Source organism: Streptomyces inhibens (assembly GCF_022221585.1).
GTDB classification, from domain to species: Bacteria; Actinomycetota; Actinomycetes; order Streptomycetales; family Streptomycetaceae; genus Streptomyces; species Streptomyces inhibens.
Genome location: NZ_CP084681.1, coordinates 8,390,131 through 8,404,493, shown reverse-complemented (window position 1 = coordinate 8,404,493; position 14,363 = coordinate 8,390,131). Strand labels below are relative to the sequence as shown.

Sequence of the window (14,363 nt, the reverse complement as noted above, 5' to 3'; positions counted from 1 at the left end):
AGGATTGGCCATGTCATCCAGGCCAATCACTCTACAGAGTTGCCTCATTGGCCTTGAAGGCGCACGAGCACACCATGGAGGCACCCCGGTATGCAGCAGGACGTCACGGACCGCTCCGAGCGCGAACTCCGACCCGGGCACCAGGAACGCACCACAACGCCCCTCAGGTCCCGCAAGCGTCCCTCTCCCCCACTCACCTACGTCTCCCTCGGAGAGCGGCCGACCAGACGTCTGCCCCAACTGTTCATCGGCCTCGCCCTGTACGGATTCAGCATCGCGGTCCTCGTGCGGGCGTCGCTGGGCCTCAGCCCCTGGAGCGTCCTCAACGAGGGTCTGGCGAAGCACACCTTTCTGAGCTTCGGCACGCTCACCGCCGTCGTGGGTGTCGTCGTCCTGCTGCTGTGGGTCCCCCTCGGACAGCGGCCGACGTTCGGCACCGGCGCCAACATCATCGTCCTGGCGTGCTCAGCCGACCTCGGTCTCCGGCTCATCCCCCAGCACCTCGGACTTCTTGACCGGATAGGCCTGCTCGCCGGCGGCATCCTCCTCAATGGGCTGTCCGTCGCCGTCTACGTCGGCGCGCGCTTCGGGCCCGGGCCCCGGGACGGGCTGATGACCGGCGCGTCCGCCGCAACCGGGCGTTCCCTCCGGCTGGTCCGCACCCTGATCGAGATCACCGTGCTCGCCGTGGGCCGGCTGCTCGGCGGGAGCGTGGGTGTCGGCACCGTGCTGTACGCACTCGCGGTCGGCCCGACCGCCCAGTTCTTCATGCCCTGGTTCGCCTACAGGAGCACTGCCGAACGCATGGGTGACCCAGCACTCTCCGATGAGGCGCGAGCCGCCTGAAACGATCAAGGTCCGAGAGGGCGCTCGTACTGCCCCGAGCATGCCGAACGGCTCGACCGGCGCGGCAAGTCAGAAGGGTCCACCCCGGTGCGTGCCAGCGCCCAAGGAACCCAGATGTTCAAACCCATCAGCGCCGACGAACGCCACTCGGCCCCGCGGTCTTCCAGAAAGGTGGCTGGTTCGACGTTGCACTGTTCACGGCGAGTGATCTTCCGCTGGAGTTCGTCGATGGCGGCGGGGCGCCCGGGCCGGCCTCCCGCCCCCCGCTCGCCCAGCAGGTCGGACAGCCGCTGCCCCGACTGCTGAAGGCGGGTGACCAAGCGGGTGTTGCGAGACTGCGCAAGGGCGAGGTCGGCTTGCCGTGCGATGCCGGGCACACTGATCGGCGAGCCGTTCCGGGCTGCGGTCTTCAGGGCTTTGACCACCCGCTGCCACCGCCGGAGAACAATGGCCTCGCCGTTGGGGCGCGCCTCATGGTGGGTACGCCGCGCCGTGCCGGTCGACCGCCGACCGCCGACCGCCGACCGCCGACCGCCGACCGCCGACCGCCGACTACCGACTACCGACTACCGGCTACCGGCCGCCGGCTACCGGCTACCGGCTACCGACCGCCGACTACCGGCTACCGGCTACCGGCTACCGGCTACCGGCTACCGGCTACCGGCTACCGACGAGTCGGCCAGTTATGGCCGGGGCCGGCAGCGCGGCAGCCGCATCGGTCAACTACCGCAGCCGCGCCCGCCGGACGCCGCGCCCGCGTCGGCCAACCGCGCCCCATCCGCCCAACGCAGCGCCCCTGCCCGTCAGATGTATCCGAGGGCGCCCAGGCCGCCGATGCCGCCCAGCACCATGAAGACCGGCATCAGTACCTTCAGTTCCACCCAGCTGCCGGCCTTGAAGCGCATGGCCTTGGGCGGCCCGACCGGGTACCAGCGCTTACGGCCTATCGGGATGGGCCACAGTACGGGGCAGCCCGACACGGTCAGTGCGTCGCCGATGTCGTGGACCAGTGCGCCGAGCACGATCGGCAGGCCCAGCCAGAGGTACTGCTGCCCCGGTTCGGTGAACAGCCAGCTCGCGCCGTTGCCCGGCTGGTCGAGAATGCCGGCCAGGATCCAGGCCGAGGCCGCGCCCAGCAGCCACACCAGCACATCGCTGGAGACCCGGGCCGCCCGCCACAGCAGCCCCTCGATGGCGAGCACCATGTGCACGAAGAGGATGCCGAGGACCGCCCAGCGGCCACCCTGCATCGCCAGCAGCGACATCCCGCCGCCGACCAGCACGGCCCACACCCAGGTGTGGGTGAGCGTGCGGTGACCTCCGGAACGGTTCGAGTCGCCGCGCATCTTGGTCGCCTTGTAGACAGCATGCGAGATCGAGTCGACCACTTCGCACAACGTCCGCGAGAGCGGCCCGAAAGCCCGCGAGATGGTCGCGGACTTGTGGTCAAGGTCCGGTGCGAGCGCCGCGCCCGCACAGATCAGAGCCCCGCAGACGAGCACCGGCCAGGGCATGGGATGTCCGGCGGCAGCGGCCGCCGCGCCCACCCCCAGCCAGGCCGCGGCCCCGGACAGCGAGTGCGCCGGTCCCATCATGGTTGTTCCCACCCCTTGTTCTCTTGCGCGTACGTCGGTGCCTCGCACGCTTCCGAGTCGCGCCTCTGACGCCCGATCGGCGACTCAGCGTAGCGTCAGATGATCTCCGTACGGGTAGGGGGTGAGCGGCCGACGGACACCAACGGACACCGACGGGCGAACCGCTCATCGCGTACGCCGGGTGATCTCCGCCACGCTCCGGCGACGGCGCGGTACGGAGGACACCCACCGACGACAACAGCGTGTCCGCGAACGTGTACGGAATGTAAAGACATTGCGCCGAAGCCTCCGCGGACGTCACGGATGCGGTGGGCCTCCGTTGACTGCCGGCGGCCGATGTCCACGTTCCGCGCCGGGTCACCCAGCTCGCTGACGCGCCAGCCGGGCCGAGAGCTGGAGGGCCACGTTTCCGCAGGTCAGGGCCGTGAATGGGGGAACTCGGGCGGATATCGCGGTCGGCTCGGCGGAGCCCGCAGGTCCGCGGAGCGGTGAACTCGGCCCACCGCCGGCCGTCGGTTGATCTCCCTCTGGATCGCCGGTTCCCTGATCGGGGCCGAAGCCAGGCAGTATGGGGGGCGTGACCCTCATCGATCATCTCCCGAACAACGCCGACCCCGATGCCCTCTACGAAGCCTTTTCGGGCTGGGCCGAGCAGCAGGGCATCTCGCTCTACCCTGCCCAGGAGGAGGCGCTGATCGAGGTGGTCTCGGGGGCGAACGTCATCCTGTCCACCCCCACCGGCTCCGGCAAGAGCCTGGTGGCGGCCGGCGCGCACTTCACCGCCCTCGCCAATGACCAGGTCACCTTCTACACCGCACCGATCAAGGCGCTGGTGTCGGAGAAGTTCTTCGATCTGTGCAAGCTGTTCGGTACCGAGAACGTCGGCATGCTCACCGGCGACGCGTCGGTCAACGCCGATGCGCCGGTCATCTGCTGCACCGCCGAGGTCCTCGCCTCGATAGCGCTGCGGGACGGCAAGGACGCCGATATCGGCCAGGTCGTGATGGACGAGTTCCATTTCTATGCCGAGCCGGACCGTGGCTGGGCCTGGCAGATTCCGCTGCTCGAACTGCCGCAGGCGCAGTTCATCCTGATGTCGGCGACGCTCGGCGACATGTCGCGCTTCGAGGAGGACCTGACCCGGCGTACGGGGAAGCCGACCTCGATGGTGCGCTCGGCGACGCGGCCGGTGCCGCTGTCGTACGAGTACCGCACGACGCCACTGACGGAGACGCTCACCGAGCTGCTGGAGACCCGCCAGTCCCCGGTGTACATCGTGCACTTCACCCAGGCCGCCGCCGTGGAGCGGGCGCAGGCCCTGATGAGCATCAATATGTGTACGCGCGCCGAGAAGGACGAGATCGCCCAGCTCATCGGGAACTTCCGGTTCACCACCAAGTTCGGCCGCAACCTGTCGCGTTATGTCCGCCATGGCATCGGCGTGCACCACGCCGGCATGCTGCCCAAGTACCGCAGGCTCGTCGAAAAGCTGGCGCAGGCCGGACTGTTGAAGGTCATCTGCGGCACGGACACCCTTGGCGTGGGCGTCAACGTCCCGATCCGTACGGTGTTGTTCACCGCGCTGACCAAGTACGACGGGTCGCGGGTGCGGACGCTGCGGGCGCGGGAGTTCCATCAGATCGCGGGCCGGGCCGGCCGGGCCGGCTTCGACACCGCGGGCTTTGTGGTCGCGCAGGCTCCCGAGCATGTCGTGGAGAACGAGAAGGCGCTGGCCAAGGCGGGCGACGATCCCAAGAAGCGTCGGAAGGTGGTCCGCAAGAAGGCGCCTGAGGGCTTTATCAACTGGGGTGAGAACACCTTCGAGAAGCTGATCGCTTCCGATCCGGAGCCGCTGACCTCCCGTTTCCGGGTGACGCACGCGATGCTGCTGTCGGTGATCGCCCGGCCGGGCAACGCCTTCGAGGCGATGCGCAAGCTCCTCGAGGACAATCACGAGCCACGCAGGAATCAGCTGCGGCACATTCGCCGTGCCATCGCGATCTACCGGTCGCTGCTGGACGGCGGGATCGTGGAGCGGCTGGCGGAGCCGGACGCGGACGGGCGGATCGTCCGGCTGACCGTCGACCTTCAGCAGGACTTCGCGCTCAACCAGCCGCTGTCGACGTTCGCGCTGGCCGCCTTCGACCTGCTCGACCCCGAGTCGCCGTCCTACGCGCTGGACATGGTCTCGGTCGTGGAGTCCACGCTGGACGATCCGCGGCAGATCCTGGCCGCTCAGCAGAACAAGGCCCGCGGCGAGGCGGTGGCCCAGATGAAGGCCGACGGCGTCGAGTACGAAGAGCGCATGGAACGGCTCATGGACGTCGAGTACCCCAAGCCGCTCGATGAGCTGCTCTTCCACGCCTACGGGCTGTACCGCAAGAGCCACCCGTGGGTCGGCGACCATCCGCTGTCGCCGAAGTCGGTCATCCGCGATATGTACGAACGCGCGATGACATTCACGGAGTTCACGTCCTTCTACGAGCTGGCGCGCACCGAGGGGATCGTGCTGCGCTACCTGGCGAGTGCGTTCAAGACGCTGGACCACACCGTGCCGGACGATCTGAAGTCCGAGGACTTCCAGGACATCATCGCCTGGCTGGGCGAGATGGTGCGGCAGGTCGACTCCAGTCTGCTGGACGAGTGGGAGCAGCTCGCCAACCCCGAGGAGGAGACGGCGGACCAGGCCGCGGAGCGGGCCGATCAGGTCCGGCCGGTCACGGCCAACGCGCGGGCGTTCCGGGTGCTGGTGCGCAATGCGATGTTCCGGCGGGTGGAGCTGGCGGCGCTGGACAAGGTCGAGGAGCTCGGCGAGATGGACGCCGACTCCGGCTGGGACGCGGATGCCTGGGGCGACGCGATGGACGCCTACTGGGACGAATACGACGAGCTGGGCACCGGTCCGGACGCGCGCGGCCCGAAGCTGCTGCACATTGAGGAGGATGCCGAGCACGGACTCTGGAAGGTGCGGCAGACTTTCGCCGACCCGAACGGTGATCACGACTGGGGCATCTCCGCGGAGGTGGATCTGGCCGCCTCCGACGAGGAGGGGCGCGCGGTGGTACGGGTCACGGATGTGGGTCAGTTGTAAGGCGACGGCTTCGCCCGAGGCCGCCGAGGGACCTGACGGAGGGCCACCGGTCATGACCAATCCTGCCGAGAGGCTGGTCGATCTGCTGGATCTCGAGCAGATCGAGGTGAACATCTTCCGGGGCCGCAGTCCCCAGGAATCGCTCCAGCGGGTCTTCGGCGGGCAGGTCGCGGGCCAGGCGCTGGTGGCTGCCGGGCGGACCACGGAAGGTGACCGCCCGGTCCACTCGCTCCATGCGTACTTCCTGCGCCCGGGCCGGCCCGGGGTGCCGATCGTGTACCAGGTCGAGCGGGTCCGCGACGGGCGGTCCTTCACCACCCGCCGGGTCGTCGCCGTCCAGCAGGGACGCACGATCTTCAATCTGACCGCCTCCTTTCACAAGCCGGAGCCCGGCTTCGAGCACCAGTTGCCGGTGCGCCGGGCGGTGCCCGACCCTGAGGATCTGCCGACGGTCGCGGACGAGGTCCGCGAGCACCTGCGCGATCTGCCCGAGGCGCTCGAGCGGATGGCGCGCAGAATGCCGTTCGAAATCCGGTATGCCGACCGGCTGCGGTGGACACCCGACGAAATCGCGGGCGCCGAGCCGCGCAGCGCGGTGTGGATGCGCGCGGTCGGCCCGCTGGGTGACGATCCGCTCGTGCACACCTGCGCGTTGACCTACGCGAGCGATATGACGCTGCTGGACGCGGTCCGCATCCCGGTCGAACCGCTCTGGGGGCCGCGCGGCTTCGACATGGCCTCGCTCGACCATGCGATGTGGTTCCACCGCCCGTTCCGCGCGGACGAGTGGTTCCTCTACGACCAGGAGTCGCCGATCGCCACCGGCGGCCGGGGACTGGCCCGCGGGCGGATCTACGACCGGGAGGGCAGGCTGCTGGTCTCGGTCGTCCAGGAGGGACTCTTTCGTCCTCTGTAGGGACGTGGACGTGCAAGACCATCCCAGAAGGATTCTTCAGGGCACCGTGGGAAGTGTCCGACCACCCCAGGAGGGGCTGTTCAGGAAGCTCGGCGGCTGACCCGGACGGGCTGCGGATGCCGCGGTGGATGGAGTGCGCAGCCGCCCGGGATCGTCCCTGCGGGCCCTTTCGAGGGCTCGGGAGAGGTTGACGCGGTACCACAGCACCTCGTCGAACTCATCCGCCGTCAGCACCCGCTCGAAGGACTCCCGGGCGGCCGGGGTCACTGTGATCACGGATGCGAGCGTGGGCCGCAGCCGGCGCAGCAGGCACCGCTCCAGTGGGTCCTCGGCCACCGAGGCCAGCTCCTCCGGAGGCAGCACGGCGGCGATCGCCGCGGCCGACTCCCAGGGGTCGTCGGTCTGTCCCATGAGCTGGGCGACCCGTCGGCTGCGCCACTGGCGCGCCCGCCAGTCCTGTCCGCCGTCGAGCATCACCCGCATCGCGGCGGGGGTGTTGCCCCGCAGCAGTTCGGGCTCCCGGTCGGCGAATTCGGTGACCTCGGACGCGAGATAGAGCCAGACCACCGCGCCGTAACGGTTCACGTAGAACCGGACTGGGCTGAAGCAGCCGGCTCGGGTCAGGCGCAGGACCCGGCCGGGGCCGATGCCCATCAGTTGGGCAGCCTCGGTTGTGCTGACCGTGCGGATGCGTTCGCGGAGCGCGTCCGGGAAACCCGGCTCGGCCTGAAGCCGGGCGATCTCCTCGGCCGGGACCCGGCGCCCGCCGGACGCTCCGGCACCTCCCGGCCGGTCGTCGGCCCCGGCCGGGATCGTTCGTACCTCTCCGAGCTGGGTGGCGAGCTCGAACTCGCCGGTCCTCAGCTCCAGTTCACGGGCTGCTCGGCCCATCGCGAGCGTCTGCCGCCCATCGCACATCACTGTCATGTCGGTTCCCCCGGCAACTCGGTCGATCACTGACAGTGACGACTGTAGCCGCAGGCGATGACAGTGCGTCAACCCTCGCCTCAGACCTGTGGATAACTTTCCGGCTGGCGTACCGCGACGCCCAGATGCTCCCCGACGCGATTGACCAACAACGTCATCTCGTAGGCGATCTGGCCCAGATCGGCGTCGGCGCCGGCCAGCACGCACAGACAGCTGCCGTCGCCGGCCGCCGTCACGAACAACACCCCGTCGTCGAACTCGACCATGGTCTGGCGCACCCGCCCGACTCCGAAGTGAAGTGCCGATCCTTTCGCGAGGCTGTGCAGTCCCGAGGCGACCGCCGCGAGATGCTCGGCGTCCTCCCGCGCCAGTCCCTCGCTCGCGCCCGTCACCAGCCCGTCGTTGGAGAGCACCAACGCGTGCCGTACCTTCTCCACCCGCTTGGTCAGGTCGTCCAGCAGCCAGTCGAGTCCGCTGCTCAATGCCATTGCCGCTTCCTCCCCGTATCCCCGTCCGCATTCTTGGCCGGACGGCAGCCCGTGGTCCGTTCGCAGACTGCCGTGCCAGCCTGTCCCACCTCCGCCGTCTCGGCAAGCGGCCCTGCGGCCCGGCGTGCCACGCGGCGCTTGCTCGCACCGCACGGAGAGGATGTCGGCATGGCACACAAGATGACGAAGGACGAGTGGCAGAGGTTCCTTTCCGAGGGCACCCGTACCGGCAAACTGGCGACGGTACGGGCGGACGGCAGCCCGCACATCGCCCCGGTGTGGTTCCTCATGGACGGCGACGAGCTGGTGTTCAACACCGGTGAGGGCACGGTCAAGGGCCGTAATCTCGCCCGCGACGGCAGGATGGCACTGTGCATCGACGACGAACGGCCGCCGTTCGCCTTCGTCGTCGTCCAGGGGACGGCGGAGATCAGCGACGATCTGGCGGATGTGCGCCACTGGGCGACCCGGATCGCGGCCCGCTACATGGGCGAGGACCGTGCGGAGGAGTACGGCGCCCGCAACGGCGTTCCGGGTGAGCTGGTGGTACGGGTCAAGATCGACAAGGTCGTGGCCCTCGCGGACGTCGCGAGCTGAGGGCGTGCGTGGCGCGGGCCGTCCGGCATCCGCGCCACGTCCGGCGCCGGTCACCCCACCGAATCCAGCACCCGGGCGGAGTGCCGCCGCCCGGCGTGCTCCACGAGCCGGACCAGCACTTCCTTGCCCGAGTCACGATCCCGCGCGTCACAGAGCACGACCGGGGTGCCGCGGTCCAGGTCCAGGGCGCGGGCGACCTCGTCGGCGCCGTAGGACCGTGACTCCGCGAAGCAGTTGACGGCGACCAGGAACGGGATCGCGCGGCGCTCGAAGTAGTCGACCGCCGGAAAGCAGTCCTGCAGCCGCCGGGTGTCGGCCAGCACCACGGCGCCCAGCGCGCCCTCCGAGAGGTCGTCCCACAGGAACCAGAAGCGGTCCTGTCCCGGGGTACCGAAGAGGTAGAGGGAAAGCCCGTCCCTGATGGTGATGCGACCGAAGTCCATCGCCACCGTGGTGGTGGCCTTGTTGTCCACTCCCCCGGTGTCGTCCACCCTCTCGCCCGCCTCGCTGAGGCCTTCCTCGGTACGCAGCGGGCGGATCTCACTGACCGAGCCCACCAGGGTTGTCTTGCCCACCCCGAAGCCGCCCGCGACTAAGATTTTCAGGGCCAACTCGGGGTCGGGGTCCGGGGCTGCGCCCTCCGGGGCCCCTTGTGCGGCGTTCATCAGCCGTCTCCTTCAGGATGCGGGTCCTGCGCGTTACGGGGTATGCGGATCCATGGCTCGACGAGGGGAGCCTTCGGCGGCAGAGCGCCGTCCGAAATCCATGGCGAGGACCGTACCCTCCACTGATCGGGATTTCCTCGGAATTGCCAAAGCCGCTATGTGTTTTGATCAAGAAACCCAGCAACATTGACAATTGTGGTAGCCGGTCCGGCACAAGGCGCCGCCGCAGGACCTCAGCCGGTCGGTCACTTCGCGCGGAAGGCAGCAGAAGGCAGGTGCCCGGCCGCTCGGCGGGCCCTTGCGGGATCATGAGGTCATGACGCAGCAGCAGTCACACGAGCGGCACGGACCACCCGCCGCGGCGAACGCCCCGATGGGCACCGTGGAACGCAACGGCATCGATCCGGTGCCGGAGTCCGAGCGGCACGGTACCCCCAGGTCCCTGTTCTGGCCATGGGCCGCGTCCGGGCTGTCCCTGCTGTGCGTCGCCTACGGGATCTACCTCATGGGCCTCGGGCTCAACGCCTGGCAGGCCATCGTCACCGGCGCCATCGGCTATGTGCTGTCGTTCCTCCTGGTCGGCCTGATATCGATCGCCGGCGCCCGTACGGGTGCGCCCACCATGGCCATCGGCCGGGCGTCCTTCGGGCTGCACGGCAACAAGCTGCCCACCTTGTTCAGTTATGTCTCCAATGTTGGCTGGGAGACCGTGCTGGTCGCGCTCTCCTCCTTGGGCGGATCAGCGATCCTGGCGCGTGTGGCGCCCGGCACCTTCGCCCAGGCCGATGGGCGGACGCCGACCACGGCCGCGCAGGCGCTGTGCTTCGTGGTGACCGCCGTCTCGGTCGTGGTCGTCGGGATCTTCGGGCACGCGCTGATCATGAAGGTGCAGAAGTATCTGACCGCGGCGATCACCGTACTGACCGCGGTGTACATGGTGCTGATGGCCGACCGCATCGACCCGTCCGCCCTCGGGGACGGCCCGTCCGGCGGCCTCGGCACGTTCGTCGGCGGCATCGTGTTCGCGATGACGCTCCTGGGGCTGGGCTGGGTGAACTGCGGTGCCGACTACAGCCGTTATCTGCCCCGTACGAGCAGCGGCCGGGCGATCACCGGATGGACCACGCTGGGCGGGGTGCTGCCCCCGTTGGTGCTACTGGTCTTCGGGGTGCTGCTGAACGCCGGCGATCCCAAGCTCGCCGCGGCCGCGGCCGCCGACCCGGTGGGCGCCCTCGCCGCCGAGCTGCCGACCTGGTTCCTGGTGCCGTATCTGCTCACCGCCATCGGGGGCTTCACCTCCGGCGCGATCATGGACATCTACAGCTCGGGCATGTCGATGCTGGCTCTGGGCATCCCCATCCGCCGGCATCTCGCCGTCCTGGTGGACGGTGCGCTGATGGCCGTCGGTGGCTGGTACGTGCTGTTCGTCTCTCCCAGTTTCTTCGCCACGTTCCAGGCGTTCCTCTCCATCATCGGGGTGGCGATGGCCGCCTGGACGGCGGTCTTCCTGGTGGAGCAGTGGCGCCGCCGCCGCACCGGCTTCGATCTGGCGACCGTGCGCACCCTGGGCTGGCCGGCCGTGCTCTCGCTCGCCGTCGCCACCGTCGTCGGACTGGGCCTGATCACCTCCGCCGACCCCCATATCGCCAAGGCCGTGGGCTTTTTGCTCACCGACAGCGCCGCGCGGGGCACGCTGGGCGCCATGAACCTCGGCGTCGTGGTGGCCCTGGCCGTCGCGGGCGCCCTGTACGCCTGCACCGCCGCCCTCGCCGACCGGCCCACCATCGAAGGAGCCCGATGACCGACCACCACGCCGACCGGCCGCACGAGGTGCGGGCATTCTTCGCGCAGCGCGCCGCCGACTGGGACACGAAGTTCCCCGACGACGGCCCCGCCTACGCCGCGGGCGTCGCCGAACTCGGCCTCCAGGTAGGCGACCGGGTCCTGGACGCCGGCTGCGGCACGGGGCGCGCGCTGCCCCCGCTGCGGGACGCCGTGGGACCGCGCGGGACGGTGCTGGGCGCGGATCTCACACCCGAGATGCTGCACGCCGCCGTGCACGCCGGACGCGGCCGGCACGCGGCGCTGCTGCTCGCGGACGTGACCCGGCTGCCGCTGCCCGGCGCCGCGTTGGATGCCGTCTTCGCCGCCGGGCTCATCTCGCACCTGCCGGACTCGGCGGGCGGCCTCACCGAACTGGCCAGGGTCGTACGCCCCGGTGGCCGGCTGGCCCTCTTCCACCCCATCGGGCGGGCGGCCCTCGCCGCGCGCAAGGGCCGCCCGATCACCCCTGACGACCTCCGCGCGGAGCCGAATCTGCGGCCACTGCTGGCCGACTGCGGCTGGGAGCTGATGCGGTACGAGGACAAGGACTCGCGCTATCTGGCGCTGGCGGTCCGCCGGCGGTAAGGGCCGGATGCCGGCGCCCGTATCTCAGGACGCCGCCGGGCCCTCGGAGTGCGGTACCGGGCAGCTGCCCGTGCGGCGGGGAGTGGGGAAGGTGCCGAGCTCGGCCACCCGGAAGCCGTTCGGGTAGCCCTTGATCTCGGGGTTCTGGCGGGCGTAGTGCGGGTTACGGCGCGGTGGCAGCAGCCGTACCGCCTTGGCGCGCAGCTTCAGGGCACCGCGTACGACTTTCCGGACCGCGGGTTTGGGCCGCTCGTAACGGAAGGCGTCCAGCAGCGTGTCGTCCAGGAGGGCCATGCTCGCACCGCGCACCACCGGAGCGAGCGGGCCGTACCAGCCCGCCATCAGGTCCAAGGTGGCGTCCGACACCCGTCGGGCGCCCTCGTCCCAGCCGAAGTGCGCCTCCTCGTAGGCGTCGAGGCACTGCTCGAACTCCTCGTAGGTCTGCGGGAGTTCGGTGATGCCCATATGGCGCCCGAGGGTGCGGTAGTACGTGGCGACGGCTCGCTGTTCGTGTGCGGTCAGCCGCCGCCAGCCGTACTCGTCGAGCCAGCGCTTGGGCACCACCACGAAGGTGCACAGGACATAGCGCATGTCCTCGTTGCTGATGTCGTAGCTGCGGTGCATCTGATTGATGCGGCGGATCGCCGTCCGGCCGTCCTCGCCGTCGAAACCGTGCTCGACGACGGCGTCCAGGAGGAGAGCCGTATCGTCATAGCGCTTTTGCGTACGGTCCGTCAGCTCGGCCGTCTCGGCGAGCAGGCGGCCGATGCTCGGCACGGCATAGGTGCGGTAGAGCGCCAGCTCCAGGGCTCTGGTGATGTCCCAGGGGAATTCATGGGTCGCGATGATGCGGTAGATCCGCAGGAAATCCCGCTCCGGGTCGAGCCGTCGGATCTCCTTCAACCAGTCATAGCGCCGCACCTGACATCCGTCCCTTCGTTTGCCGAAAGGCCAATTTTAGGCGCTGGGGACGTACTTGAAGGATGGCGACGGACGCCAGATCCGGCGGTGCGGTGGCCGGAATCAGTCGGCTCGGGCGGTCGCCGGTGAGGGGTTCGGCCCGCCGTTCGCGCGCTGCGCCGGTGCCCTACGGGCGCCTCGCCCCGGGGTGCGCGCGTCGGCTCCGAACCGGTCCGTGATCCGCGAGGGATCCACCACGGCCAGCGCCTTCTTGACGGGCATACCGGTGCGTTCGGCGAGCACCAGCCGCTCCTGGACGTCGCGGGGAGTGCGCGGGCGGTAGCCGGGGCCCGTACCGCAGCAGCCGCCGTGGAAGGTCAGCCCCGCGCGCAGCACGGCCCCGAGGGCGCGCCAGCCCGCGTCATCCCGCCGCTTGGGGACCGCCAGATCGGCGCCCGCGTTGATCAGCTCACCGCGGCACTGCGGGCAGTGGCCGGGGCCCTGCCCGGTCGGTGTCTTCTTCCACGCGGCCCGGCAGTCGAGGCACACGAAGTGCATCCGCCGACTGTAGAAACACATCAGCCCAGCGTACGGCTGGTGACAAGCCCCTACCAAGCCAATTAGGGTGCGCCGACGTACTCCGGAATGGATGGATGGGGAGGCTCGCGTGCCCACGACCGAGAGCGCCGACAACGACCAGTTGTTCGTGCTGACGGCGGTGCTGCTGACGCCCGCGCAGTTCCCGAGCGTGCTGGGAGACGACTACCCCGAGGTGTGCGCGGGCCTCGGCCTCGAACCGTACGCGGAGGGCTACGGGCTGGTCCTCGGACAGGACGGTGACGGCGCGCGTTGGACGGTGGCGACGGACGATGTGTCGCTGGTGGCCTGTGCGATCGCTGCCTGGGACTGCGGCATGGAGTACGACCTCTCGCCCGCGGAGAGCAGCATCGTGGCGGCGCTCCCCGGCTGGCCGCTCGCGCTCGCCGTATCGGCGCCGGGGGTGCCGCAGCCGCACGATCCGGAGCCGCAGGACGGCGATCCGGCGCCGCTCGCACCGCCGGATGCCGGGGAGTGGGGGCCGGCCCAACGGAGGCTCGGCGCGGACGAGATCGCCATGCAGTGGGCGGCGTGGCGCGAGCAGGTGGACGGGGACGTCTCCTTTGCGGAGCCGGGCGGCGAGGCACATGAGGGGGTGCGGCGGGTGCTTGAGGAGGCGCGTGGCTATGTGGCCGAGCCGCCGCCGCCCGGGCGGGTGCGGTCGTCGTTCGCGGCCGGTGAGGCGCGGACGCTGCGGGTGGACGGGCCGGGGTGGAGCATGGTCGCTCGCACCGATGACATCGCGTTCGTGCTGCTGGACGAGGAGCCGGGCGAGGTCCATCCGGTGGGCCGGGGGCCCGAATTGCCCGGGCTGCTGTCGTCGCTTGACGAGTTGGCGGTGCGGCCGGTCTGAGGGGCCGGGGCTTGCGGGTGGTTTGTGTGCCGCTGGGCTTGTTGGGGGCCGGCGCTTCGCGGGTTGCGTGTGTGCCGCGGGGGCCGGAGGGGCCGCACCGGAACCCTCCCCCAGCCTTCGGCCGGGAGGGTTACCGGGTGTCCCCTCCGGCCCACCACCCACCGAGCGGCAGCGCAACCGGCCCCAGCCACGAACAGCCCGCCGATCAGCGACCGATCTGCTTGCGGCTGGCGCGGCGCAGGCGGCGGCGCTGGGAGGGGTCGAGCGTCAGATACGCGACGGCCGGGATTCCGACCATGACCAGTACGGCCGCCCAGAAGGGCAGCAGCCACAGCAGGATCACTCCCACCGCGACGCCGCCGATCGCGACCTTCGCCTGTGTGGACATCCTTCACTCCCCTTCCGCGGCTCATGCCGCGCTCTGTGTACTCCATTGAACGCCGTTTTCCCGCCGCAGGTTCCATCCCAGGGTCTGCCGT

Annotated in this window: 15 protein-coding genes; 7 read left to right on the top strand and 8 right to left on the bottom strand. The window is 69.9% G+C overall.

Annotated elements, in window-relative coordinates; all coding sequences use genetic code 11:
* The first annotated feature begins 90 nt into the window (after positions 1–90).
* Complete coding sequence (gene yczE / locus KI385_RS37635; RefSeq protein WP_238576509.1) at positions 91–846, top strand: membrane protein YczE; 756 nt, start codon at positions 91–93, stop codon at positions 844–846.
* Between the two features lie 5 nt (positions 847–851).
* Here the strand turns inward: yczE and KI385_RS37630 are convergent, their stop codons facing one another.
* Both KI385_RS37630 and KI385_RS37625 read right to left on the bottom strand, forming a co-directional pair.
* Positions 852–1,271 carry a hypothetical protein gene (locus KI385_RS37630; protein ID WP_238576508.1) on the bottom strand — a complete coding sequence of 140 codons (420 nt, stop codon included), beginning with the start codon at positions 1,269–1,271 and terminating at the stop codon, positions 852–854.
* 378 nt (positions 1,272–1,649) lie between these two features.
* Positions 1,650–2,441, bottom strand: coding sequence for a metal-dependent hydrolase (locus KI385_RS37625; RefSeq protein WP_238576507.1), 792 nt, complete (start codon positions 2,439–2,441; stop codon positions 1,650–1,652).
* A gap of 577 nt (positions 2,442–3,018) precedes the next feature.
* On the opposite strand from KI385_RS37625, the gene KI385_RS37620 reads away from it, so the two are divergent.
* A complete protein-coding gene (locus KI385_RS37620; RefSeq protein ID WP_238576506.1) occupies positions 3,019–5,532 on the top strand; it encodes a DEAD/DEAH box helicase in 2,514 nt (837 codons plus the stop codon).
* A gap of 52 nt (positions 5,533–5,584) precedes the next feature.
* Positions 5,585–6,448, top strand: a complete 864-nt coding sequence (locus tag KI385_RS37615) for an acyl-CoA thioesterase (RefSeq protein WP_238576505.1) — start codon at positions 5,585–5,587, stop codon at positions 6,446–6,448.
* Between the two features lie 36 nt (positions 6,449–6,484).
* Here the strand turns inward: KI385_RS37615 and KI385_RS37610 are convergent, their stop codons facing one another.
* Together KI385_RS37610 and KI385_RS37605 are read right to left on the bottom strand one after the other, a co-directional pair.
* Positions 6,485–7,375, bottom strand: coding sequence for a DUF6397 family protein (locus tag KI385_RS37610; RefSeq protein WP_238576504.1), 891 nt, complete (start codon positions 7,373–7,375; stop codon positions 6,485–6,487).
* An 80-nt stretch (positions 7,376–7,455) separates the two neighbouring features.
* A complete protein-coding gene (locus KI385_RS37605) occupies positions 7,456–7,863 on the bottom strand; it encodes a roadblock/LC7 domain-containing protein (protein ID WP_238576503.1) in 408 nt (135 codons plus the stop codon).
* 168 nt (positions 7,864–8,031) lie between these two features.
* Between KI385_RS37605 and KI385_RS37600 the strand changes: the two genes are divergently transcribed.
* Positions 8,032–8,460 carry a PPOX class F420-dependent oxidoreductase gene (locus tag KI385_RS37600; protein WP_238576502.1) on the top strand — a complete coding sequence of 143 codons (429 nt, stop codon included), beginning with the start codon at positions 8,032–8,034 and terminating at the stop codon, positions 8,458–8,460.
* A gap of 50 nt (positions 8,461–8,510) precedes the next feature.
* Here KI385_RS37600 and KI385_RS37595 read toward each other — a convergent pair whose 3' ends face one another.
* Positions 8,511–9,125, bottom strand: coding sequence for a GTP-binding protein (locus KI385_RS37595; RefSeq protein WP_128509276.1), 615 nt, complete (start codon positions 9,123–9,125; stop codon positions 8,511–8,513).
* Positions 9,126–9,441: 316 nt separating this feature from the next.
* On the opposite strand from KI385_RS37595, the gene KI385_RS37590 reads away from it, so the two are divergent.
* Positions 9,442–10,926 carry a purine-cytosine permease family protein gene (locus KI385_RS37590; RefSeq protein ID WP_238576501.1) on the top strand — a complete coding sequence of 495 codons (1,485 nt, stop codon included), beginning with the start codon at positions 9,442–9,444 and terminating at the stop codon, positions 10,924–10,926.
* Positions 10,923–11,534 carry a class I SAM-dependent methyltransferase gene (locus KI385_RS37585; RefSeq protein ID WP_238576500.1) on the top strand — a complete coding sequence of 204 codons (612 nt, stop codon included), beginning with the start codon at positions 10,923–10,925 and terminating at the stop codon, positions 11,532–11,534. The genes KI385_RS37590 and KI385_RS37585 overlap by 4 nt, the downstream gene beginning before the upstream one ends.
* Before the next feature lie 24 nt (positions 11,535–11,558).
* On the opposite strand, the gene KI385_RS37580 is transcribed toward KI385_RS37585, so the two are convergent.
* Together KI385_RS37580 and KI385_RS37575 are read right to left on the bottom strand one after the other, a co-directional pair.
* Positions 11,559–12,455: an oxygenase MpaB family protein gene (locus KI385_RS37580; protein ID WP_238576499.1), complete on the bottom strand. Its 897-nt coding sequence runs from the start codon at positions 12,453–12,455 to the stop codon at positions 11,559–11,561.
* A gap of 102 nt (positions 12,456–12,557) precedes the next feature.
* Positions 12,558–12,992, bottom strand: coding sequence for a hypothetical protein (locus tag KI385_RS37575; protein ID WP_238576498.1), 435 nt, complete (start codon positions 12,990–12,992; stop codon positions 12,558–12,560).
* Positions 12,993–13,101: 109 nt separating this feature from the next.
* Here KI385_RS37575 and KI385_RS37570 point away from each other — a divergent pair, with 109 nt between their 5' ends.
* Positions 13,102–13,884 (top strand): hypothetical protein, encoded by a 783-nt coding sequence (locus KI385_RS37570; protein WP_238576497.1) that lies wholly within the window; start codon positions 13,102–13,104, stop codon positions 13,882–13,884.
* 205 nt (positions 13,885–14,089) lie between these two features.
* On the opposite strand, the gene KI385_RS37565 is transcribed toward KI385_RS37570, so the two are convergent.
* Entirely contained in the window at positions 14,090–14,272 is a 183-nt protein-coding gene (locus KI385_RS37565; RefSeq protein WP_128509271.1) for a hypothetical protein, read from the bottom strand.
* Positions 14,273–14,363 lie beyond the last annotated feature (91 nt).

Coding starts and splice junctions, on each gene's coding strand:
- yczE (WP_238576509.1), top strand. CDS start 91: ATGCAGCAGGACGTCACGGACCGCTCCGAGCGCGAACTCCGACCCGGG.
- KI385_RS37625 (WP_238576507.1), bottom strand. CDS start 2,441: ATGATGGGACCGGCGCACTCGCTGTCCGGGGCCGCGGCCTGGCTGGGG.
- KI385_RS37615 (WP_238576505.1), top strand. CDS start 5,585: ATGACCAATCCTGCCGAGAGGCTGGTCGATCTGCTGGATCTCGAGCAG.
- KI385_RS37610 (WP_238576504.1), bottom strand. CDS start 7,375: ATGACAGTGATGTGCGATGGGCGGCAGACGCTCGCGATGGGCCGAGCA.
- KI385_RS37605 (WP_238576503.1), bottom strand. CDS start 7,863: ATGGCATTGAGCAGCGGACTCGACTGGCTGCTGGACGACCTGACCAAG.
- KI385_RS37600 (WP_238576502.1), top strand. CDS start 8,032: ATGGCACACAAGATGACGAAGGACGAGTGGCAGAGGTTCCTTTCCGAG.
- KI385_RS37595 (WP_128509276.1), bottom strand. CDS start 9,125: ATGAACGCCGCACAAGGGGCCCCGGAGGGCGCAGCCCCGGACCCCGAC.
- KI385_RS37590 (WP_238576501.1), top strand. CDS start 9,442: ATGACGCAGCAGCAGTCACACGAGCGGCACGGACCACCCGCCGCGGCG.
- KI385_RS37585 (WP_238576500.1), top strand. CDS start 10,923: ATGACCGACCACCACGCCGACCGGCCGCACGAGGTGCGGGCATTCTTC.
- KI385_RS37575 (WP_238576498.1), bottom strand. CDS start 12,992: ATGCACTTCGTGTGCCTCGACTGCCGGGCCGCGTGGAAGAAGACACCG.
- KI385_RS37565 (WP_128509271.1), bottom strand. CDS start 14,272: ATGTCCACACAGGCGAAGGTCGCGATCGGCGGCGTCGCGGTGGGAGTG.